General features: G+C 44.8%; 20 protein-coding genes. 6 read left to right on the top strand and 14 right to left on the bottom strand.

The window, feature by feature from the left end; genetic code table 11:
* Window positions 1–22: 22 nt before the first annotated feature.
* Genes mraY through IPM44_02300 form a run of 4 tightly spaced genes read left to right on the top strand, consistent with a single transcriptional unit; the run spans window position 23 to window position 4,166 of the window.
* Window positions 23–1,048, top strand: coding sequence for a phospho-N-acetylmuramoyl-pentapeptide-transferase (gene mraY / locus IPM44_02315; protein QQS26542.1), 1,026 nt, complete (start codon window positions 23–25; stop codon window positions 1,046–1,048).
* Window positions 1,041–2,279, top strand: a complete 1,239-nt coding sequence (gene ftsW / locus IPM44_02310) for a putative lipid II flippase FtsW (protein ID QQS26541.1) — start codon at window positions 1,041–1,043, stop codon at window positions 2,277–2,279. The genes mraY and ftsW overlap by 8 nt, the downstream gene beginning before the upstream one ends.
* Window positions 2,194–3,342, top strand: coding sequence for an undecaprenyldiphospho-muramoylpentapeptide beta-N-acetylglucosaminyltransferase (murG, locus tag IPM44_02305; GenBank protein ID QQS26540.1), 1,149 nt, complete (start codon window positions 2,194–2,196; stop codon window positions 3,340–3,342). Before ftsW ends, murG begins: the two co-directional genes overlap by 86 nt.
* The gene (locus IPM44_02300; protein QQS26539.1) at window positions 3,339–4,166 is read left to right on the top strand and encodes a hypothetical protein; all 828 of its coding nucleotides are present in this window, start codon (window positions 3,339–3,341) and stop codon (window positions 4,164–4,166) included. The genes murG and IPM44_02300 overlap by 4 nt, the downstream gene beginning before the upstream one ends.
* 473 nt (window positions 4,167–4,639) lie before the next feature.
* On the opposite strand, the gene IPM44_02295 is transcribed toward IPM44_02300, so the two are convergent.
* The 13 genes from IPM44_02295 to IPM44_02235 all read right to left on the bottom strand — a co-directional run bounded on the left by IPM44_02295 (window position 4,640) and on the right by IPM44_02235 (window position 20,084).
* The gene (locus tag IPM44_02295) at window positions 4,640–7,303 is read right to left on the bottom strand and encodes a type IV secretory system conjugative DNA transfer family protein (protein QQS26538.1); all 2,664 of its coding nucleotides are present in this window, start codon (window positions 7,301–7,303) and stop codon (window positions 4,640–4,642) included.
* A 66-nt stretch (window positions 7,304–7,369) separates the two neighbouring features.
* Complete coding sequence (locus IPM44_02290) at window positions 7,370–8,467, bottom strand: hypothetical protein (GenBank protein QQS26537.1); 1,098 nt, start codon at window positions 8,465–8,467, stop codon at window positions 7,370–7,372.
* A 120-nt stretch (window positions 8,468–8,587) separates the two neighbouring features.
* On the bottom strand, window positions 8,588–10,570 hold the full coding sequence (topA, locus tag IPM44_02285; protein ID QQS26536.1) for a type I DNA topoisomerase: 1,983 nt from the start codon (window positions 10,568–10,570) through the stop codon (window positions 8,588–8,590).
* 64 nt (window positions 10,571–10,634) lie between these two features.
* Complete coding sequence (dprA, locus tag IPM44_02280; protein QQS26535.1) at window positions 10,635–11,495, bottom strand: DNA-protecting protein DprA; 861 nt, start codon at window positions 11,493–11,495, stop codon at window positions 10,635–10,637.
* 385 nt (window positions 11,496–11,880) lie between these two features.
* Window positions 11,881–12,435, bottom strand: coding sequence for an aminoacyl-tRNA hydrolase (locus tag IPM44_02275; protein QQS26534.1), 555 nt, complete (start codon window positions 12,433–12,435; stop codon window positions 11,881–11,883).
* Window positions 12,413–13,750 carry a ribosome biogenesis GTPase Der gene (gene der, locus IPM44_02270; protein QQS26533.1) on the bottom strand — a complete coding sequence of 446 codons (1,338 nt, stop codon included), beginning with the start codon at window positions 13,748–13,750 and terminating at the stop codon, window positions 12,413–12,415. Before der ends, IPM44_02275 begins: the two co-directional genes overlap by 23 nt.
* On the bottom strand, window positions 13,743–14,648 hold the full coding sequence (locus IPM44_02265) for a D-alanyl-D-alanine carboxypeptidase (protein ID QQS26532.1): 906 nt from the start codon (window positions 14,646–14,648) through the stop codon (window positions 13,743–13,745). Before IPM44_02265 ends, der begins: the two co-directional genes overlap by 8 nt.
* Complete coding sequence (locus IPM44_02260; protein QQS26531.1) at window positions 14,615–15,298, bottom strand: rRNA pseudouridine synthase; 684 nt, start codon at window positions 15,296–15,298, stop codon at window positions 14,615–14,617. Before IPM44_02260 ends, IPM44_02265 begins: the two co-directional genes overlap by 34 nt.
* Window positions 15,285–15,815, bottom strand: coding sequence for an SMC-Scp complex subunit ScpB (locus IPM44_02255; GenBank protein QQS26530.1), 531 nt, complete (start codon window positions 15,813–15,815; stop codon window positions 15,285–15,287). Before IPM44_02255 ends, IPM44_02260 begins: the two co-directional genes overlap by 14 nt.
* Window positions 15,799–16,482, bottom strand: a complete 684-nt coding sequence (locus IPM44_02250) for a hypothetical protein (protein QQS26529.1) — start codon at window positions 16,480–16,482, stop codon at window positions 15,799–15,801. The genes IPM44_02255 and IPM44_02250 overlap by 17 nt, the downstream gene beginning before the upstream one ends.
* 50 nt (window positions 16,483–16,532) lie before the next feature.
* Complete coding sequence (gene aspS, locus IPM44_02245) at window positions 16,533–17,852, bottom strand: aspartate--tRNA(Asn) ligase (protein ID QQS26528.1); 1,320 nt, start codon at window positions 17,850–17,852, stop codon at window positions 16,533–16,535.
* A 37-nt stretch (window positions 17,853–17,889) separates the two neighbouring features.
* On the bottom strand, window positions 17,890–18,309 hold the full coding sequence (locus IPM44_02240; GenBank protein QQS26527.1) for a response regulator: 420 nt from the start codon (window positions 18,307–18,309) through the stop codon (window positions 17,890–17,892).
* Between the two features lie 77 nt (window positions 18,310–18,386).
* A complete protein-coding gene (locus IPM44_02235) occupies window positions 18,387–20,084 on the bottom strand; it encodes a PAS domain-containing protein (protein ID QQS26526.1) in 1,698 nt (565 codons plus the stop codon).
* A 51-nt stretch (window positions 20,085–20,135) separates the two neighbouring features.
* Between IPM44_02235 and IPM44_02230 the strand changes: the two genes are divergently transcribed.
* Window positions 20,136–21,164, top strand: a complete 1,029-nt coding sequence (locus IPM44_02230; GenBank protein ID QQS26525.1) for a GTP-binding protein — start codon at window positions 20,136–20,138, stop codon at window positions 21,162–21,164.
* 3 nt (window positions 21,165–21,167) lie between these two features.
* On the top strand, window positions 21,168–21,566 hold the full coding sequence (locus tag IPM44_02225; protein ID QQS26524.1) for an NUDIX hydrolase: 399 nt from the start codon (window positions 21,168–21,170) through the stop codon (window positions 21,564–21,566).
* Here IPM44_02225 and tgt read toward each other — a convergent pair.
* On the bottom strand, window positions 21,534–22,622 hold the full coding sequence (gene tgt / locus IPM44_02220; protein ID QQS26523.1) for a tRNA guanosine(34) transglycosylase Tgt: 1,089 nt from the start codon (window positions 22,620–22,622) through the stop codon (window positions 21,534–21,536). The genes IPM44_02225 and tgt overlap by 33 nt on opposite strands.
* Window positions 22,623–22,661: the final 39 nt, after the last annotated feature.

Raw genomic sequence — 22,661 nt, 5'->3', positions numbered from 1 at the left:
TGGGAGATCGAAAGGTAAGCTCATGCAATTTGATTCTATGACCAATCTTCTTTTACCAGTACTTGGGTTCGCATTTGCTGGATTTGTACTGGCTATGGTGGCAACACCTATTTTTACAACCTTAGCCTTTAAGTATAAGTGGTGGCGCAAGCAGCGCACTCAGACAGTAACCGGTGAAAAAGCTAAGGTTTTTGCAAAGCTTCATGCTGAAAAGCATAAGCGTCACATACCAACCATGGCCGGATCGATTGTGTTGATTTCGGTTGCAATTATTACGTTGGCTACTAATATGAACCGAGCTGAGACATGGTTGCCGTTGGCTGCCATGGCATTATTTGGCGCCCTGGGCTTAGTTGATGATTTGTCTAATATATTGGGCTTTGCTAATCGCAGTGGTGGCTTAAAGGCGCGTACTCAAGCCCTGGCCCTCATTAGCTTGTCGGCTATTTGTGCCTGGTGGTTTTACACAAAATTAGGTTATAACATGATGCACGTACCAGCAGTGGGAGATTTTTCAATCGGCTGGTTATACATACCGCTCTTTATTTTGGTAGTATTTTCTACGGCAAAATCTGTCTCTATTACTGATGGCTTGGATGGGCTGGCTGGTGGATTGCTTTCCATTGCTTATGGTTCATACGCAATTATTGCATTCTTTTCTGGCCTATATGCCTTAGCCGCATTCTGTGCCACCATTGTCGGCGCCATGCTGGCCTACACTTGGTTTAATATTTATCCGGCTCGATTTTTTATGGGGCAGGTTGGATCAACTGCGCTAGGTGCCACGCTGGGTGTTATCGCAATGTTGACTAATTCAGTCTTTGTATTGCCAATTATTGGGATGGTGTTTGTGTTAGAGGCTGGGTCTAGTGCTGTGCAAATTTTTTCTAAAAAAGTATTGGGCAGAAAAATATTTCGCTCGGCACCACTACATCACCACTTAGAGGCAATCGGTTGGCCGGAGACAAAGGTTACGATGCGCCTCTGGATAATTGGCGCAATTATGGGGTGTTTGGGGCTACTGATTGGGCTAATTGCCCGTGGTTAAAGTATCACGTCTTTTAAAAGAAGTCCGTGAACGCCCGCATCACCGTCCTGATTATTTGTTCGGCTTACTAGTACTGTTGCTGGTTGGTATTGGTATGATCGTAATTTATTCCACTGGATCAATTGTGAATTTTAATATTACCGGTGGAGCCAGTGATCGCAATTCATTTTTTCAAAAGCAGTTAGTGAGTGTGGTACTAGGTGTGGTGTTTTGGATTATTGCCTCACGAATTCATTACAGCCACTGGCGTAAGTGGGCGCTGCCGATGTTAATCGTTTCATTTGTCTTAATGTTGTTGGTATTTGTGCCGGGCCTGTCAGCTAACGTCAACGGGGCGAGTCGCTGGATTAAGTTGGGTACCCTAAGTTTTCAGCCGGCTGAGTTTTTAAAGCTCTCACTGGTGTTTTATTTGGCAGCCTGGTTGGAGGATCGACGCGATAGCTTACGTTCTTTTACGAAAGGGCTACTACCATTTTTGGCTGTCTTGGGTATAACTCTCTTACTTGTAGTGGTACTGCAACGCGATTTGGGTACAGGCATAGTTATTATTAGTATTGCTCTATCGGTGTTATTGGTGTCGGACGCACCATTGTGGATTTTTGGAGCAGGTTTGGGCTCAATGATCGGGGCGGCTGTTCTAACAATTGTGATGTTTCCGTATCGTTTGGCTCGACTTTCAACTTTCTTGAATCATAAAGACGATGTGACTGGAGCTGATTATCACATTAATCAGGCGCTAATTGCCTTGGGTAGTGGCGGTTTAATTGGTCGAGGGCTAGGCAATAGCTTGCAGTCTTATGGCTATCTACCGGAAGCAACCAATGACTCAGTCTATGCAATTATTGGCGAGCAATTTGGCCTATGGGGGACTATGGGGGTGGTGGCCATATTCTCTTTAATTGGCTGGCGAGGTTTTAGAATTGCTAAAATGGCACCAGATCGGTTTAGTCGAATGGTAGCCGTTGGGCTAACCGTCTGGCTTCTAACTCAAGCTTTTGTCAATATCTCGGCTATGCTTAGTATTATTCCTCTAACCGGCATTCCACTCCCGTTCATAAGTTATGGTGGCACCAGTCTAATTGCAACGATGATTGGGGTGGGGGTTTTGCAGAATATTTCACGTTATACAGAAAGGGAACAGTCTTATGCGGATAGTCGTATCGGGCGGCGGGACCGGCGGTCACGTCACACCGGTTTTGGCCCTGTGCGTGGCGCTCAGAAAACTTTCTAAAGAACCGGTTGCAATAGACTTTATTGGATCTGGTTCAGAAATGGAGCGTCAACTAGCTGAAGAGAATGGCTTGATGTATCACGCTATTCGCAGCGGTAAGTTACGTCGTTATGGGCGTGGCGCAGGGGAACTATTAGACGTACGTACAATCACCGCCAACACGCGCGATGCCTGGCGATTGACTAGGGGCCTGTCAGATGCTCGTCAACTACTAAGAAAGCTCAACCCCGATGTTGTATTTGTGAAGGGTGGTTATGTTGGTCTTCCGGTTGGTTTGGCGGCCCGGCGCTTAAAACTACCCTTGGTAATTCATGAGTCAGATACTGTCATGGGGATGACAAATCGAGTTCTGTCTACATATGCTCAGGTGGTAGCAACTGGCTTTCCGGCCGATAGTCTACACAACATAAAGTCGACGGCTCGAGTGGTTGCTACCGGTAACCCAGTGCGACAGGCGGTTCTAGGTGGTAATCGTGTGCGGGCTCAGCGACATTTCGGACTAGATGGCGCACGCCCCACAATATTATTTATTGGTGGATCATTGGGGGCCCATGCAATTAATCAGGCTGTTTTTAGTGTAATTGATAATCTGGTAGAGACTTATAATGTTATCCATCAGACGGGCGATCGAGAAATTGATGCTGCGATGTTCCGTCGCCAAAAGCTAGCCGATCAGGTGCGTAACCACTATGTTCCCCAGGCTTTTTTCCAAGCCGAACTAGCCGATGCTTACGCGTTAGCGGATATTGTGGTGACACGCTGTGGGGCTAATGTTTTAGCGGAGTTAGCATTACTATCAAAGCCAACTATTCTGGTACCACTACCTAATTCGGCCAATGGTCATCAGCTTAAAAATGCTCAATATTTATTAAAAAAAGGGGCTGCACGTATGATCGAGCAGTCTAAACTCACACCAATTACTCTGCGTGCCACTATCGATAATCTAGCTGATTCAGCTAGCGACCAGAAATATCTCGGACAGGCCTTGCATCGACTAGCCGAGCCTGATGCAGCGGAGCGATTAGCGGAGATAATTTTAAGCATTGGTGGTCAAATATTATGACCCGCAATGATCAGCCCAGGAGTGTAGATCGACAGGTTCAGCGTGGCGCGCGCCAGGTAGTCTATGCGCCTTCTGCCAATGAGGCGCCCAAGCAGCCGTTTAAATGGCGGGTTTATTTACGGCGAGCTGGCTTCCTGGCATTAATTACTAGCCTTATTTGGGTAATTTTCTTCTCTGGCTGGCTCAATATTCGGAGCATAAGCCTGCAAGGGAAGCACTCATTAACTAAGGAGACTGTAGCCAGCGATATCGAATCCTATCTAAAAGAATTTCCAACTCAGCGCAATGTCTTATTCCTCCAACCGAGTGAGTTGGCTCGCTATATCGAAGATCAACATCCCACTATCAATAAAGTGAACATAAACCGAACATTATTATTAGGCGTGAAAGTGAATATTAACGAAACTCAACCGGCTCTAGTTTGGCAGAGTGCCGGAAGACTTTGGTTGGTAGGCGAGGATGGGCATATATTAAGGGTGGCGCAGGCGAGTGATACGAGCTATGGGCGGGTAGTCGATACAGCTCAGATAGAGGTTAGGGAGGGCGATAAAGTAGCTGATGCGAGATTTGTGGAGTTTACTCGATCGCTTTTTAGCCAGGCAAATGAAAAAAATATTACAATTGAATACCTGTCGATAGGAGAGACGACGCGCGAAGTTCTTGCCATGGTGAAGGGAGGGGTGGTGATTAAAATGGCAGTTGAACGTGGGGCAGGGGAGCAGCTGGAGGCTTATCTAGCAACAGTAGCTGATGCCAAGAAAGCGGGTAGGGCAATTAATGAATATGTAGATGTCAGGGTAGTTGGCAAAACATATTATAAATAAAAGTCAATATTTTCTGTGAAACAAGTTTGTTTCACAGGCATTGTAAAACTACCTACATAGCACAAGTTAGATCATCTACTGCGATGCTGGCTTGTGCTGTGTGACGCATCCTGAAATTCAGATGTGTTAGATGTAGTTTATACCTTATAAGCTTGGTTTTCCTTAAGTATTTTTTTGCCTTAATGAGAAGTTTAGCTATGGGGCTTTTAAAGGTGGCTAATCCATTAAATATATTTAAAAGGTATATTGAGCGTACTGAATGTGTAATCAGCATCTATTAAGGAACATTTGAATTAAACCTATATTTACGACGCAAAATATACATTGTGCGACATTATAATATGTAGTTAAAGATATATTAGGTATCGTCTTAAGCATGATGATAAAACTAGACAATGCCCTATTTAGTTATGGGCGAAAGTTAGCATTAGGATAAATCCATAGATTTTATGGATTTATCTCATATTGATAATTTATCGACGTTTACGCTTACGATTAGCTGGTTTGTCAGATGGCTTACGGTTGGTATTGGATTTGTGTTGAGTATTCTGGCGCATCATTTCAGAGTAGTTCTTGGGCTGGGCGCCGGACACTGCAGGAGTAGGGCGGGTTTGTACGTGAGCCGGCTTAGGTTCTCCTTCAGCTGCTGGTAGATTATCTGTGGAGTGTCTACCACCCTGCTCGGTCGGTTTTTCTGACATATTGTTCCATTCGGCAATTACCTGCTCCACCTCTTCCCTATTGCTGTTAAAGCGCTGGCGCGATAGCTCAATAATCTTTTGAGCATTATCCGCTTCAGGGTCTGGCACCCGGAGAGTTTTAGCAGAGAATGGAATACTTGTTTCGCCATCAATCGACATAGTTACATAGATGTTTTGCAAAGACAGGTTGGTTAGATCGCCTGGCTCAAAGATGGGTTCAAAATAGCGTGCTAGCGCAGTAGCATCATCGGCCCCCACTCTAAAGGTAATCATAGAGCCAACATTACCAAAAACAGCGTCTCTCACCTCTTGCTGCATCTGGGCCACGTATTGGTTGGCTACAGTTAAGTACAAGCCATACTTACGGGCTTCAGAGAGAATGACAGCAAAGGAGTCGGTAGCAAAGTTCTGAAACTCATCGACGTAGAGATAAAATGGGCGACGTTGGTCAAGCGGAATGTTGGCTCGGCTCATAGCGGCTAGCTGAATTTTAGTAATTAGGAGTGCCCCGAGTGTAGCAGCATTATCTTCCCCGAGTCGTCCGCGTGATAAATCACAAATTAGAATTTTGCCTTCATCCATTATCTGCCGAATGTCAAAGCTAGATTTTTTTTGTCCGATTACATTACGAATTAATGGGTTGGCGGTGAAGGCCCCAACCTTATTAAGGATTGGCGCCACAGCTTCGGTGGCAAATTTATCATTCCAGCTAGCAAATTCATTTATCCAAAATGCTTTTACAGTAACATCAGTTATTTGGTCGACCACTTTTTTACGGAAGTTTTTATCGGTTAACATGCGAGTGATGCCCATCAGGTTGGCATCAGGAGTTTCAAGTAGAGCTAGGAGTGTAAAGCGCAAGATATGCTCCAGACGAGGCCCCCAAGATTCGGCAAACATCTTCTTTAAAACACCAATAATCTCAGAGGCAATTGAGGCGCGCATATTGGGGTCGGCATTTTCCATCGGGTTAAATGAGATGGGGTGCTCAAAATCTGACGGGTTGAAGTAAACTACATCTTGATGACGGTGTTCGGGGATATATTTTAGGGCATCTTGAGCAAAATCACCGTGTGGATCGACAATTGCAAAACCTTGATTATGATAGATATCGGAGAGAGTTAACAGGAGTAAGGCAAAGCTCTTACCGGAGCCAGATTTTCCGATAATATAGAGGTGTCGTTTGCGGTCGTCCCTTTTAATACCAAATTTTACATTGGTTTGACGGAAGGTAGTGGTGCCAATTAACGATAGCGCTTCCTGTGGAGTGTTAGCCAGGGTTGGTAGATTGGTTGGTGGCTCCCCTACCTTGGTGGTGGTCCAGGCAATATTTGGTGTTTCAACACTGGTGTGCGGTAGGTGGTAGAGACTGGCAAGCTCTTCAACGTTTAAGATAAAACCACCGCCTTCAAAGTAACGAGCTCGGTACTCCTGTAAGCTCTCTGCGGTCGTGTCGTATCCCCCACCGCTTAGACCATTCAGATTTATAGTATTAAACTGCTTGAAGCCACCATAGAGGGCTTGCAGGCGTTGTTTGGCAAGATCGGCTGAGTCGCCAATATAGACGACACGTATTTTTACTTCGTAGCCAATTTTTTCAGCTTTGGTCTCGATAGCGGAAGCTATTGTCGTCTGACCTGGCGTCATCTCTTTCTTTTCTTCCTTCTTTTCCTTGGGCTGAGGTGGGTTTACTAGAGCCTGGATAAAATACAGAATTGCCTCTAGTGGTAATAAGAGGAGGCGTTGCTGCCAATTATCAAAAATACTACTCTTTTTACCATTTTTAAGCTCTGAAACATAAGATAAGCTACGCGCATGCCAAGAATCATCCACGGGGCGCATCATGTATTGTACCCAAAGCTGTTCATTGGGTTGTAAGGTGGCAAGCACCGTAGTAATGCCAGCAAGAGGATCAACTTCAAAGGTAGTAAATGTTTTAATTGGGAAGATAAAGTCTTTAGTTGTTTTAATCTCGCTTACCACACTAAGTTGGTCGCCGATATCGCGCTTGGCATAGTCCTCTACATCGGCAAGGATCTGTACCGTGGGGTACTGGGCATATACCTGGCTTTCGACATAGTCTTTTAAGTGAGTAGGAACCCAAACGTAAAAATTAATTACATTTTGCTCAGAGACAATCTCAAAGCTTATATGTTCCTGGATAGATCCATCACGTTCAATTTCGGATTTAGGGCGTAAAATACCATGTAAACTTGCAAATAACTGTTCGGCTGAAAGTTCTTTTTTATCATTATTTTTAGGTACGATAATTTGCAACATGGTATGTTCGGTAGTTTCAACAAATGCCACTTTGCGTTTATTTTGCCAGATTTGCCAGATAAGATAACCAGCAATTAGAGTCCAGCCCCAGTACTGAAACAGTGCAATACCGATTATTGATAAAACGGCGCCAATTATTGAGAATATTGCTTCCATGGATCAGGTTCTATTGTACCGCACTTTCGAGTAGCCTGCTTTTATATTGCTAGGTTTTAAATGTTTTTATGAGGCGGTAGAGTTGCGCGGTCGACCACGTCGCTTGCGCGGTTCGGCAACAAAACCATCTTGTAATTTGTAAAGTCCCTTACCAACCCGTTCGAATTGAGGCTTTTCCTGTAGGTTTAAGGCAATAGTAGCAACTTTTACTTGTCGTCGCGAAAGTACTCGTTTAATAATCTCTTCCCTGGTGAGTGGGCTTTCTTCGCGTAATATTTGCTCTATAATATCAGCTACAGTTCCGGCTTGGTAGCCCCATTCAGCTAGGGCGTAAATACCGCGTCCAATCAGTACGAAGCGAGCATCTTTAATCAGCTCGTTATGGACGGCTTGAGTGGTAACCTGCTTAGGGTTGGCATCAAGCTTGGAGATTTTATCAGAAATCTCAGTAAAGTGCATTGGGCGACCGGCTTTTTTTAGCACCAGATAGGTTTTATCGCGAATACTACGCGGATTAACCTCTGGCCAGCTGGCCAGTCCCCATTGGCCATCGAGATCGGTGACTAATTTTGAGGCAGTAGCTAGCTCTTCAAGGGCAGTTCGAGCGTGCGGTCCGTCGATTGCTCCAGCAATTTTATTAAACTTAACAGGCTTACCATATGATTTTGTAGCATCATGCAATTGACGATGGAGATGTAGGATGGCTTGACGATTATACGGTTCGGTAATAGTTACAACCGGAGATAGCTCGTCGCTAAGTTCAATTAGTTCAAGATCGGGCATGATGCGGACTAGATAGGTTACGTTGGGGCGTTCTGCTGAATCTAGCTCTAGTTTGTTGAGTAGATTATCTAGCTGGATAATTCCCCCCGTCCCATCAATTGAGGTTAGAATCGAGCTGTGGAGATCATTGCTGGCTATGCCTTGCTCGCGGATTTTTTGGAAGGCTGCTTTTTCAATCTGGCGGACTCTTTCGCGCGTAATGCCAAGTTCACTACCGATTTGCTCCAAAGTATGGGGTTGGAAGTTTTTTAGGCCATGACGTTTGGCCACAACTTCTCGATCACGATCTTTTTTAAGTACACGCAAACTCTCGTCGATCAGAGATTCGACGAGAGGGCGAACATCAATAGTAGTAGTATCTGGCATAGCTTGAATAGACATTTTCCTCACCCTCCCTAACCTATAGTCTTGCGAAATATTATATCATCGCTTTATAGATAGGTCAACAAAACTGCAGGACTTTTTTAAGTAGTTGGTAAAGGCGCTACTGCTTGTAGCTAGCTAGTCTGATAGCTCTTCGGAATCTGGATTTTTAGGCTTTGTCCAGGTGGCGTAATCACAGTCTGGATAACGCATACAGCTCCAAAATCGACGGCCCTTTTTAGTTTTGCGCTCCACTAATTCGCCTTCATGACACTGAGGGCACTCCACGCCGGTTTTTTTGAGGATTGGCTTAGCGTTTTTGCAGTCCGGCCAGCCAGAACAGGCCATAAATTGCCCAAATCGGCCAGATTTAATCACCATCGGTTTACCACAAATTTCACATTTTTCATCAGTTTCAATAACTGGAATTTGAACTTTTTCAATAGTCTCTACTTTTTCATCGATGAGTTTTTTCATAGGCTGGTAGTAATCACGAATTACCGGTTTCCAGGTCTGCTCTCCAGCAGCTACTTTATCTAGAGTATCTTCCATTTTAGCGGTAAATTCGGGTTCGGTAACAAAATCAAAATTTTCCGCCAAAAGGTCGGATACGATCATACCGATAGGTTGCGGGACAAGTCTTTTTTCTTCATTTAAGACGTAGCCACGCGAGATAATAGTAGCAATAGTTGGCGCATAGGTACTTGGACGTCCAATCCCGGCTTCTTCGAGCTTTTTCACGAGCGTCGCTTCGCTGTAGCGAGCTGGAGGTTGGGTGAAGTGTTGTTCGCCAGCTACATCGATTAGTTTGAGCGCTTCCTTGGCTGTAACATCTGGCAGGAGTGGTGCCTCATCCTTGCTTTGTGCGGGATAAATTCTAGTAAAGCCATCAAAGACTAAGACGCGTCCGCTAGCTCGCAATAGTGCTTCGGTTTGTTGAGCTTGAATGTTGATTTTAGTTTGCTCAAATTCAGCTAGCGCCATCTGGGAAGCTAGGGTTCGTTGCCAAATAAGGTTATACAGCTTGGCCTCATCACCGGCTAGGTCAGACATAGTTTGAGGTTCGTGGGTGGGATCAGTTGGTCGGATGGCCTCATGAGCTTCTTGAGCTCCACGGGCCTTAGTTTTAAATATTCGCGGGCTTTTTAAGGCATACTCCTTGCCAATCGATGAGGTGATATATTTGGTGATGGCGGTAAGGGCTTGATCCGATAGAGTGACAGAATCGGTACGCATATATGAGATATGACCAGCTTCATAGAGGGCTTGAGCAGCTCGCATCGTACGGCGAGCGCCAAAGCCTAGTCGTCGGTAGGCGTCTTGCTGTAAGGTACTGGTGGTAAATGGTGCAGGTGGAGTGCGTCGTAGGGGCTTTTTTTCTACATCTAAAACAGAATAACTGTCAGTCTTGAGACTTTTAACAATCGCGCTGGTATCGGCTTCATTGGTGAGGTTTATTTTTTCATTCTTGATGCTTACGAGGTTAGCGGTAATCTGGCCAGCTGGAGCTTCTAAATCAGCTTCAATCGACCAGTACTCCTCTGTTTTGAAGGCTTCAATTTCTTTTTCTCGGTCGGTAATAAACTTTAGCGCCACACTTTGCACTCGCCCAGCTGATAGTCCATAGCGAACTTTCTTCCATAGTACTGGTGAGAGTGAATAGCCCACAAGACGGTCAAGCACTCGCCTGGCTTGCTGAGCATCGACTAGATTCTGGTTAATCTCACGCGGTTCGGAAACGGCTTTTTCTAGAGCCGGTTTAGTAATTTCCGAGAAAGTAATGCGTTGCATGGCTTGGTCCTGGCGGGGCTCCAAGATATTAGCCAAATGCCAGGCAATCGCCTCTCCTTCGCGGTCAAGGTCGGTAGCGAGTAGGATGGTGTCAGCATCTTTAGTAGCATTTTTGAGGGTTTTAATGCGAGATGCACTACCGCGTGGCACCATATACTGCGGTTCGAAATCATGCTCAACATCAATGCCAAGCTTAGATTTTGGTAGGTCTCGAACATGCCCGTAGCTGGCCACAACCTTATAGCCTCGGCCCAAGTAAGACTCGATCGTCTTACCCTTGGCGGGGCTCTCTACTATAAGAACGGTTTTTTTAGGGCGAGCTTTTTTCATCAAAAATTTATTATACACTTTAAATATCTAGCTCGCCGATTGTACGGGGCAAGGCTTTGTTTTGTCAAATAGTTATGGTACTTATCCAGGTGTTACCATGGGTTGATCGGACAAAGTTCTGCATCTCTAAAAGTGTTAATGTGCTCAATAGCTCTGATATGGCCAGTTTGGTTGATGTTGATAAATCATCTGTTGTGGCTGGGTTATTTTGCAGTGATCGTAAGATAATTTGAGCATTTTGACTCAATTCTTTGGTAGATAGAATAGTCTGCTCTTTTTCAGGGCTGTTTGACCCCAATATTGCACAGACATCAGCGGCTGATGTGATTACACTGGCGCCAGCCTTGAGTAGATTATTAGGGCCAGACGATCGAGCACTGGTAATTGGCCCCGGAACAGCAAACACTAGTCTATTTTCATCAAGGGCTAGCTGTGCGGTGATGAGCGACCCAGACTTGGCATCGGCCTCTGGTACAATGGTGGCTTGAGCTAGTCCGGCAATAATACGATTACGGGCTGGAAAATGATGCTTGAGTGGTGGTGTGGCGGCTGGATATTCGCTAATTATAGCGCCACCCGATCGAATAATTTCTCTAGCTAGTGGGCGGTGTTTGGTTGGGTAAATATTTTCTAAGCCCGATCCAAGTACAGCGACGGTTTTTCCATTGGACTCCAGGGCTGCCCTGTGCACAATGCTATCTATTCCATAAGCTAACCCACTCACGATGCAGAAACCCGCTCTAGCTAGGTCAGCTGAAATTTTATAGGCCACCATCTCTCCGTAAGGGGTTGGTTTTCTGGAGCCAACAATTGCAATCATTGGTAGATTAGGTAGATCGCCTGCGACATATAGTTGGGCGGGTGCTTGATAGATCTCGCCCAGGAGTTCTGGATAAAGCTTGTCTGATTTTAGTAAAACTTGCATAGTAGTTGTGCTTGCATAATCTGATGATTGTTCTGTAAAGTAATAATCCTCTAGTAAAAACTATTGACAAAATTATATTATCGTGATAATATACGTCCGTACCACTAAAACCCATTTGATTGGAAGCGAGCGATCTGCTAATTGCGGGGCCATATCCTAAAACTCACCCTCCTTTAGGTTCAACCGCGTTAGCAGATCGCTCTCTTCCATAGTCACGGCTGTATAGAATATTTAGTGACGGCCGCAAAATCCTTTATGGTGATATGGAAGGGGTAAATGAAAAGTCCACATTGGTTTCTTACTGGTGTGGTCTTTTCTTTTACTAAACTAACTCTATCAATAATACGAACAAAAAGCGAGCATGAGTACATTAATTATAATGAGATCACAGGTCAAAATGATCCTCTAGCTCTTTGACGGCATGGTGAATTTGCTCATCTAATAGTGCTTTCTCGAAGGCATTAAAGCTCTGTAAGACAAAAGTTTCTAGCGGCATGTGGGCCATCGTATTATTGCCTATCCCAAAGCGCAGTCGTGTAAAGCTCTTCCCTACTGCAGTGGCAACAGAACGCACACCATTGTGGCTGGCACCAGTTCGAAAGCCCTCAGTCCAGCGCATCTTACCATACGGTAAGTCTCGATCGTCGTAGACAAGGCAAATGTGGTTTTGAGCTACATCAAAATAATTTGCCAGAGCCTTTACGGCACGACCTGATTCATTCATGTAAGTAGTTGGCTTAACGGCAAAAACTTGGGGGGCCAACTCGGCTACCTGAGTGCACCAAGCTGGTTTGTCTTGCCAGCTGGCCTGATGAGCGTGCGCCAGAGCTTCGACAATTAAAAAGCCAGCATTATGTCTGGTATGTTCATATTTTTTACCAGGATTACCAAGCCCAACAATCAGTGCGGGGCGTAGTTTAGTTGTCGATTTTGTGGCCATACTTACTCTTAAAGATAAGCTTTATAGGCACGCCATGCAAATCGAACTTTTGGCGCATCTGGTTTTCTAGATAGCGCCGATAGCTAAAGTGAATGGCATCAGGGTGAGTGCCGTAGATCGTGATCTCTAGGGGTAGATTGCCGGTTTGGGTGGCATAGTTTAATTTGGGGCGTAGATTGCCGGCACTGGCAACTGGCTTGGCGCCAATGGCCATCTGGAGGGCGTCATTAATGTCTTTAGTGCGAAGTTGTTGCTGGGTTTTTTGACCAACTTCAATAATTTGCTCTAAGAGTTTATCAAGATTTTTACCAGTTTGGGCTGAAATAAGTACATATGGCGCCCACCAGACGAATTCAAATTCACGTTGCAGGCGTCGCTCCAGTCGTAGGCTTTGCCGATCTTCACCAGTCAGTTTATCGGATTTATTAACCGCCAGGACCAAGCCTTTGCCAGCTTCACGAATAATACCGGCAATCCTTTGGTCTTGACTGGTGGCTGCCTCGGTAGCGTCAACAACCAGCACGCAGACATCAGCGGCTTTAACAATTTGGCGCGTGCGAGCCAGTGAAAAATACTCAATATCACGACCAATCTTGCCAGGCTTGCGGAGTCCGGCAGTATCGGTGATGAGTAGCTGTTTGCCATTAAGGTCGATTGAAATATTCACCGGATCGCGGGTTGTACCGGCAATTTCCGATACTATCGCAGCTTCTTCTCCTGATAAAAAATTAATCAAGCTAGACTTACCTACATTTGGTCGCCCTAAAATTGCAACCTTGAGACTTGGTGTGGTAGGGATTGCGGTTGACTGATGTGGAAGATTTTTAACCACCATTTGCTTGAGCTCTTCAATCCCTTCGCCATGATGGGCTGATACAGGTAGCATAGTTTCAATACCTAGGCCTTTAAAATGAGCTGTATCAACGGGTGATTTATCGGCCTTATTTAAGAGTAAGAAAGCTGGTTTTTGGAGTGCTCTAACGGTGCGAGCGAGCTTTTTTTCGGCTTCAGTAATGTGAGCTTGGGTGCTATCTACTACAAAAAGGATTAGATCGGCGGATTTTAGGGAGTTTGCTAGTTGATCTTGAGCGGCTTGAGTCAAAATATCTTTTGTATTGCCAAAGCCCGGCGTATCTTGCAGATAAGTCACCCGCCCCTCCCACTCTACCAAGTGGCGCGTGATATCTCGGGTGGTATGGCTTTCATCATGAATAATGGTGGCGCGGCTACCAAGTAGGCGGTTCACCAAACTGGACTTACCAACATTTGGTACGCCAACAAGTGCAATTACGGGGATTTGGGTTGTTTTACTCATAATGTAAACTGAAAGCCAAGTTTATCATATTTCTGGATTCTCCGAAACGGTCCGTGCTCCCTAGAATGACGGTAATTACCTCTCTACCCTCGCGTTCTGAGAGAGTTATTAGGCATTCGCCAGCTGCTTGAGTGTAGCCTGTTTTGACGCCTCGTACACTGGGGGCATTATTAAGTAGTTCATTTGTGGTGTTGAGTACGTACTTTCTCCCCTGCTCTGAGGTGATGGTGGTAGTTTTGGTATTTACCGTGGTGCGGAAAAAATCATCCTCTAATAAATAGTGTGTCAGTAAAGCTAGATCTTGGGCTGTGGAGACATGCCCTATAGTATCAAGCCCAGTGGGGTTTTTGAAGCTAGTGTTATCCATACCGAGCTCGCGCGCTGTATCGTTCATTTTATCGACAAAATCCTGCACAGAGCCACTGTGCCAGATAGCTAGAGCGATTGCAGCATCATTGGCGGATGGAATGAGTGAGGCCTGAACCAGTTGTCTGGCGGTCATTTTATCACCTGGAACAAGGTTAATGACGGCCGATTGACCACCCTGCACGCTGGCTACCTCTTTGGGTATGGTAACCGTATCATCAAGCTTTTTATCGTGCAAGATAAGGTAGACTGTCATTAGCTTGGTCAGGCTGGCGATTGGTAGCTTTTCTTGTGGATTATTTTCATAAATTACTGCACGGGTACGGGCGTCTTCAATGTAGGCTGATTTGGCGATTACACTATAGTCATTCGGGGCTTTTGCGATTGTAATTGGCGCATAATCACCAGTTTTAATAGGTTGGCTGCTGGGCCCGGCTGTAAAAGGTAATACACTAAAGGCCGTAATTGATAGCGACATAATTAAGCTGGCTATTTCTTTCATGCTTGTGCCTCGGTTTTTAGTTCGCGCCATTTACCCGGCTCAAGATTTTCTAGGCCAAAATCTCCATGCTTAATACGAACCAGTCGGGTGACAGTGTGGCCCAGCTCGGCTAAGGTGCGTCGAATTTGTCGATTGCGACCCTCTTCCAGAACAATGCGGATACGGCGGCCATCTTCCCTAGTCGCTTCAACGGCCTTACTAACTCCATCTTCAAGTTCAACTCCGTTGGTCAGTAGACTCAATTGTAGGTCATTAAGGGGCTGTTGGGTGGTCACTAAATATTCACGCCGTACGCCAAACGATGGATGCATCAGTTGATGAGCGAGTGCACCATCATTAGTGAGTAGAACCAGCCCTTCACTTTCGCGGTCAAGTCGACCAACAATAATGTCATGTTGCCAACCGAGAGGCACAAAATCGGCAATAATTTTATTATTTTTACCTTGTCGTACATGTGACGATATCACGCCACGGGGCTTATAAAAGGCCGTTAAACGTACTTCATCAGAGGTGATACGCAGGTTTTCTCCGTCTAGAGTAATGTCATCATGTGGCTGGGCTTGCTCACCAGCCTCGGCCACATGGCCATTACGCACAATTCGCCCTTCGGCGATTAGCTCGTCAGCCTTACGCCTAGAGGTTGCCACACCAGCCAGAACCAACCATTTATTTAGCCTCATGCTGATCCTTTGTCTTTGTTTTGGGCTTGGGTGGTAGTGCATCTCGTCCAGCTAGGCCTAAACACCGCCAAGCAAAGCTGGTGAGCTCATACTGCATCGCTCCATCGTTATTATGTGATTTCTTTTGCGCAATAAGATCTCGACTCATCAGCGCACGCAATGAGTTATCACTTGGTGTAGCTCGTATCTCATCAATTACAGCTTTCTGGCAGGGCCCTTCGTAGGCGATGATTGTCAGTACCTCTAGGCTAGATTGAGATAGGGTTGGGGCTAGATCGCCACTAATTGAGGCAATTTGTTGGCGCAGATTTGGTGCGACAGCCAGCTCGTAGCCGGCACTGCTTTGAATTAGTCGAATACCCCTAGTGGTGAGCTGAGACCTAAGCATATTAATCCCGGCTTGAATTTCTGATGCGCTAAGGTTTAATTTTTTTGCTAGAGTTTGTGCAGACTTTGGTGAGGTGCTAATAAATAAGGCAGCTTCAATTAGTTGGGCGTGTTCAGATGGCGTGGACATACGGCTCCTCTTTTTCGAAAACCAACTCTACTAAATCTTGCTTAATAAGCTCTAAAACTGCCAGTAGATTAAGTGTTTTAGTGCGTCGATCAGATGTCTTTAAGGTGCTTGATAAAGGTTGAGAATTTATCATATTCTTTAGAAGTTGCTGCATGGTTTTTTGGATATCTGACCGAGAAATTAAAACCCGATGAGTTTTATTTTGTTGGGTAGTTTTTTGACTGGCAATATTGCGCCAGGCTGACAGCAGGGATTTGACCGAGAGGTTCTTAGGTGGCTGCTGGACTAAAGTTTCTTGTGCTGGGCGGAGTTGCATCTCAACCGTAAAGTTTTGTCCAAGAAGTCGGGCGGTATTGCGCCAGGCTTGATAGCGCTCCAGCTCACGCGTCAGATCAGTTAATCCCTTAGTATCATCAATTGCAAGCGAGTCTTTTTGAATGGCGCGGGTCTTGTAGGTAACAAGTTTAGATCCAATATCAAGAAACCACTGAAGATCTTCGGTGTGGGCTGCCTTTAGTGCCGAAACAGTAGCGAGATAGTCGCCTGTCACCTGACTAATGGAGAGTTCTGTAATCTCCAGCTCTCGACGCTCTATTAGTGAAATTAGCAATTCCAAAGGTCCTTCAAAATGCGGTAGAGCTACGGTGTAATTTCGTGAAGTAGACATAAGTTTATTATAGCTTTAAAACTATTAGCTCGGATATGGCTTGGTAGAGTTTATGGATCTAAACGATTGATATCGCGCGGGAATAATATCGCCTCTTTAACATTGGCAAGGCCGATAATCTTCTCTACAAAACGATCAATACCAAAACCACAGCCACCATGAGGAGGCAAGCCAAATTTAAAGGCAGTTAGATAGTGCTGGAAACCAGGTGCATCGGGGTTAATGCCCTTATCCTTCATTTGTGAGATAAGCTTGTCATAGTTATGCTCACGCATCGGACAGGTAGCAATCTCCACTCCTCGGAATAGTAGATCAGCTGATAATACGGTTTGTGGGTTTTCTGGGTTAATCATTTGATAAAACTTATGGGTTTCGATCGGCATTTCTGTAACAAAAACCGCTTCACAACCAGCTTGCTTTTTGGCGTATTCACAAATCCAACGTTCCTCGTCTGGACGTAGATCTTTTTCACCGATGGTACTATCGTTGCCGGCATTGGTATATAGTTCATGCACTTCTGCTACAGTGTAGCGTGGGAAAGTTTTAGTTAAGGTTAGCTTTGGGGCATTTAAGCTCTTAAGCTCGTCTGCCATAACGTCATAAATATTATTTAATACGGCATACGTCATGTCTTGAATGGTATTTAGTACATCTTCGTGCCCATCAATAAAGCCCATCTCAATATCTAGCATTGTAACTTCAGAAACATGTCTGGTGGTGGCAGATGGTTCGGCTCGATAAGCTGGACCAATCTCAAAAACACGCTCAAACACACCAACCATAATTTGCTTATAGAACTGAGGACTTTGGGCTAAAGTGGCTTGTTTGCCAAAATAATCTAGCGTAAAGACTTCTGCTCCACCTTCAGTTGCTTCGGCAAGGAGTTTTGGAGTTTGGATTTCAATAAATTCTTGCTTGGCTAGATACGACCGAATATCCGCGTTTACAGCCGCTCGAATACGAAAAATTTTCTGCTCTTGTAGGTTTCTGAGACTGATCACTCGGTTATCAAATAGTGTCTCCAGGTGCTCTGGCTTATGGCTTATGGCTTTATCGATCTCAATAATTGGCTCTTCCGTAACTGGTACCACAATCTCTAGCTTTGGTTCATGTAGCTCTACCCCACCTGGTGCTCGCTCATCTTGCAGAACCTTACCAGTTACTCTCAACACAGTACCGACCTGTAAGCCACGTAGCTTTTCAATCTCAGCTTTTTTTTCAATTAAGATTTGTACAACACCAGTGCGGTCGCGTACAACAATAAAATTTAAACCACCAAGCAAACGACGCTTATGGAGCCAGCCTTCAACTGTGACAGTTTGGTTATTTTGGTTAATTAATTCGCGAACAAGCGTACGAGATGATTTCATGAATCATATTATAGCAGATTTATATCTGAAAATAAGGTTATGAAGCAGTTGGCGTGGAGTTTGGTTTTGTCTCGGCTGCTTGTGTTGGCGTTTCACCAAGTGTTTTCTTTACGGCCACCACGACTTCTTCTAGGCTAACTTGGCTCTTTACGAGATATTCGTCTACCCCAAGACTTTTACCGCGATCCTTATCTGATTGTTCGGAAAGGGCTGTCATCATAATGACTTTTGTGTGCGCAGTTTCTGGTGTTGAGCGTAAGATATCCAATACGTCAAAGCCAGAAATACGTGGCATCATAACGTCGAGAATTATTAAATTTGGCTTTTCTTTGACGGCAGTGGCTAGCGCTTCCTCACCATTGGAAGCTACGGCTAGTTCATAACCTTCAGCTTGAAATCGGGCAAAATAAATATCTCGTAAATTCACATCATCTTCAACCAGTAGTATTTTTGTCATGACCATTCCTCTTTATTAGGTATCTATACTATTTTTTCTTATGTTTATTCTAGTGTAAATAGACTGTTTGACGCAAGTTATACTGGGCGACTTGTATCGAGTGGTAGTGAGAACGAAAATGTACTACCCTTGCCTTCTTGGGATTCAACCCAAATTTTGCCACCAAATTGTTCAATGAGATTGCGGGCAATATACAGGCCCAGTCCAGTTCCGCCAACATCGCGCGTGAATGAGTTGTTAACTCGATAGAACTTTTGAAATAAATGTTTCTGCTCTGTTGCAGTAATACCAATACCCATGTCAGTAACTGAAAAAACAATTATTTTTTTATCAGGCTTTAGCGAGACATCGATTGTGGTGTTTTCTTTGGAGTATTTAATAGCATTGTCAATTAGGTTAGCCATAACTTCTCGCAGGCGATCTGGATCGGCATTGACTTCATAGCTTGGCGCTATAACTTTCTGACGACCTAGTCCGCCACTGTCAAAATGAGTGGAGACTTTAATGTTTTTAGTTTTTGCAATTATCTCCATCTCGCCAATCACTTGGTTCATAAGCTCAGTTATATTGAAACGCCGACGGTTAATTGCCATGCGATTATCTTCAATTTTTGTAACCGATAATAGGTCTCGGAACAATTTGCCTAGATGCAAGCTGGCAGTATGGGCTTTGTCGATGTATGTTTTGGCCCGCTCATCCACTGTGGCTAGTGATGGGTTCATCGCCATCGCCAAATACCCTTCAATGGCGGCTACTGGAGTACGCATTTCATGCGAGGCAGTTGAGATGAATTCATTGCGTTCTCTAGCTACAGCCTTTTGGTCGGAAATATCATGAAAAATGGCAATTGCTCCATTTGTTTGTCCTTTTGAGTCAAAAGATGGCGCTATCACAATAGAGAATGAAATTTTTTGATTATTTTTACTCAACATGTAGTATTTATCAGTCGATACTGGCTGGCCAGTCTGTAATGCCTGTAAAAATGGATCAGTAGTGTCGCTAAGTTCGGTGCCAGCCTGATCTTTTAGTTTAAAAATTAAGTTATAATCAACCCCCATCGCACTTTCCTGATCCCAGCCAGTAATATTCTGGGCCGCTTCATTGAATATGATGATTTGGCGGGCAGTATCAACTGCCACCACTACGTCGGCAATGGAGCTCATCATTAGTTGAGTACGCATTTCAGCTCCATCAAGTTGATGCGTGAGATCTTCTGCGGTACGCATAGTTTTTATTACTCGATTTACACCAAGCCCGATAAAATATGCCGCTGCTAGGCCAATAATGGTGGCCAACATCTTAAAGAGATTTTCTTCTAAGCTCATATTATTAGGAATTAGTAGAGCACTGTAGAGCCAGAATATTGCAGTTAATATTGCAGCCACAGTTGCTCCGAGTGCACCAGCAATACCACTGCACACTATCGCAATCAGCCATAGATAGTACCAATCTGAGTTAATACCTCCAGTTGCAATGGATGCTATCAGAATTGATATAATGGGGGGCAGTACGGCAATCTGCAGGGCTAAATGTGGGCGTTTGTTATGCCACCCCCGCCAAACAAAGCTGTTATAAATAAGGCCGATCGCCAGAAGTGCTATTGCTGGGATAGAATATTGAAGAGGCAGTTGTGCGGTTGGCATGAAAATCTGAATAGTCAGGGCGACCCCAAGTCCGATTATTTCAAATGCCGTACTAATACGTACTAGTGATCGGTACGTATGCTCGTCGACATATTGTCGAGTGGAGTGGATCGGAGGGGTAGCTTTAGGCATATTGAAGTGATAAGTCCAACTAGATTAATTGTAGCATAAGAGGATTGATAAATGACCGAGAAGAAATTTTCAAAAAGAATCCCCATCCTTGCTGTGACAGGGTTTTTAGGTAGTGGTAAAACAACTTTTGTAAATCACTTATTGGCTGAACCACATGGCTTAAAAATCGGTGTAGTAGTGAACGATTTTGGGGCGATCAATATTGATTCAGAACTCGTGGCTGGCAAGACCGATACAAAGCTGGAGCTATCTAATGGTTGTATTTGCTGTTCCTTGGAGACGCTGGATGTGCAGGAAGCGATTGCTCAATTCGCCTATCTAGGCAGTGATATAGATTTAATTGTGATTGAAGCTTCGGGCTTAGCTGAGCCACGCGATTTGGCGCTTAATTTACGCGATATGATTGGCATTGGCGTTAAGTTGGATGCTATTGTAACGCTGATTGATGCTGAGCATGTTATAGAAAATGCCAAAGCCCACAAAAACGCTGCTGACCAGATTGAATTCACAGATTTTGTAATTATCAATAAGATTGACGCAGTCGATAAGGCGCGCATCACAGAGATTCGCCAGCTCATCGAGATGACCAACCCACGGGCGCGGATTTTTGAAGCGGTACGGGCTAATGTAGATATTCGCTTACTGTCTGATCCAGATCGAGTGTGGGACGAAGTAGGGCTTAAAAGACATCAGCATCATAACGAGCCTCATAGGCATGACCATTTTCATGATAAATTTAAGCATATATCTTTGGAGCTAACTTCCCCGCTCCATCCAATGAAGTTTCAAGAGTTTGTGAATAGCCAGATTCCAAAAACTGTATATCGGGCAAAGGGCTTTGTCGATCTTGGCTCCAAGGGTCACTCCCGCAAGTATGTTTTTCAATTGGTCGGCACGCGCTCGGAACTTTTTTGGGATAATTGGCGCGAGGGCGAAGATCACAAAACTCAGATGGTATTTATTGGCACAGATTTTGATGAGAAAAAGCTGGAGGTAGATTTTAAGGCCTGCATTGATGAGGACCCAGGTTCAGAGCTTGAAGGGATAGATTTGCGTCTACCGCAGAAATGGGAAGGTTAGCTTGTGCAGGGTCAAAAATATACAGATGGAGCTTTTGCCCTGGTTTTTAAGGGTGATCACTTTCTTCTTACAAATACCCATATTAAAGATGGCGACTACTGGTCAATCCCCGGTGGCGTCGTTGAACCCGGAGAAAGTCCAGCAGAGGGAGCTATACGGGAAGTATTCGAAGAAACCGGTATACGGTGTGAAATTGTAGAGTTACTTGAAGTGATAGATGCAGTAATTACAAAAGACTTGCGACTCAGTTTTTATCTAGCTAAATATGTGGGTGGGGATATTGTTATCGACCCTACTGAAATCGAAGCTGCTGAATGGTTTCGTATTGAGGATTTGAGTGGTTTAACCTTTGCTTTTGAAAATACTCGTTCAATCATTGATGTGGCCCCAGGTCGTCTTTAGTAGCTCCATCAACTTCGAGTAAAAGCGAAGATTATGAATACTTGCCAGCTGGCTGGCGACGGATTGATCGGCACGGAAGAGGGTGTGCACGTAGGCGCGGGAATAATTTTTGCAAGCACGACAATCGCAGCGTGGATCGATCGGGCCAGAATCATTCTGAAGTGATAGGTTCTTCATAGTTATACTAGAATAAAAGTCGGCGTTGAGGTCGAGCTCCTCTGGTTTGCCGCTCCATACATACAGCTTGCGGTGTCGTGCTTCTCGCGTGGGGATCACAACATCAAACAGGTCGTAACCCATTGCTACGCTCTTCACAATCTGTTCTGGCGTGCCAACCCCCATGGCGTATTTAATTGCTTCAGCTGGAGTGTCGTCCACCACGGCCTGCATGGTCTCGACCTGCAACTCCCCCGCTTCATTAATCGGAAAGCCGCCAAAAGCATAGCCGTCAAAGTTAAGTTTGCTGAGTTCTTGAGCGCAGGTGCGGCGCAATTCTCTATCTCCCCCACCCTGCACAATGCTGAAAAGAAGTGGTTTATGCCCTATCTTTTTTATTGCTTTATCGAAGTGGGTACGAGCGCGCTTTGCCCAGCGGATGGTGCGCTCAACACTTTTAAGCTGTTCGGCCATGGGCATATCTGGCTTAGTGCAATCATCTAAAATCATAATAATATCACTGCCTAGCTTGAGTTGGTAATCGATGCAACTTTCGGGCGTAAGCTCTAACTTATTACCAGCTGAATCTTGAAAAATAATACCGTCTTCGGTAAAACGACCACCGGTATTAAATTCGCGTACCAAGCTCATGGCTTGAAAACCACCAGAGTCGGTAATAATTGGTCGATCCCAGCCAGTAAAATTATGCAAGCCACCTTGCCCCGCGATAATATCTACCAGGCCTAGATTTGCTAAATGATAGGTGTTCATCACCAACCCTGGTGTTTGGGTGGCTAAAACAGCCTGCGTATCGACAGATTTAATGGTGGCGCGAGTGGCATCTGGAAAGAAAGCCGGTAAGCGAACCTCACCATGTTGGGTTTTGAGGACTTTTTTCATAACCGCATTATTCTACATCAAATTACCCCACTTGTCGTG

The organism is bacterium (assembly GCA_016700035.1).
GTDB lineage: Bacteria > Patescibacteriota > Saccharimonadia > CAILAD01.
Note: the sequence above shows the minus strand (reverse complement) of the source record. Positions and strands in the feature narration are given on the sequence as shown.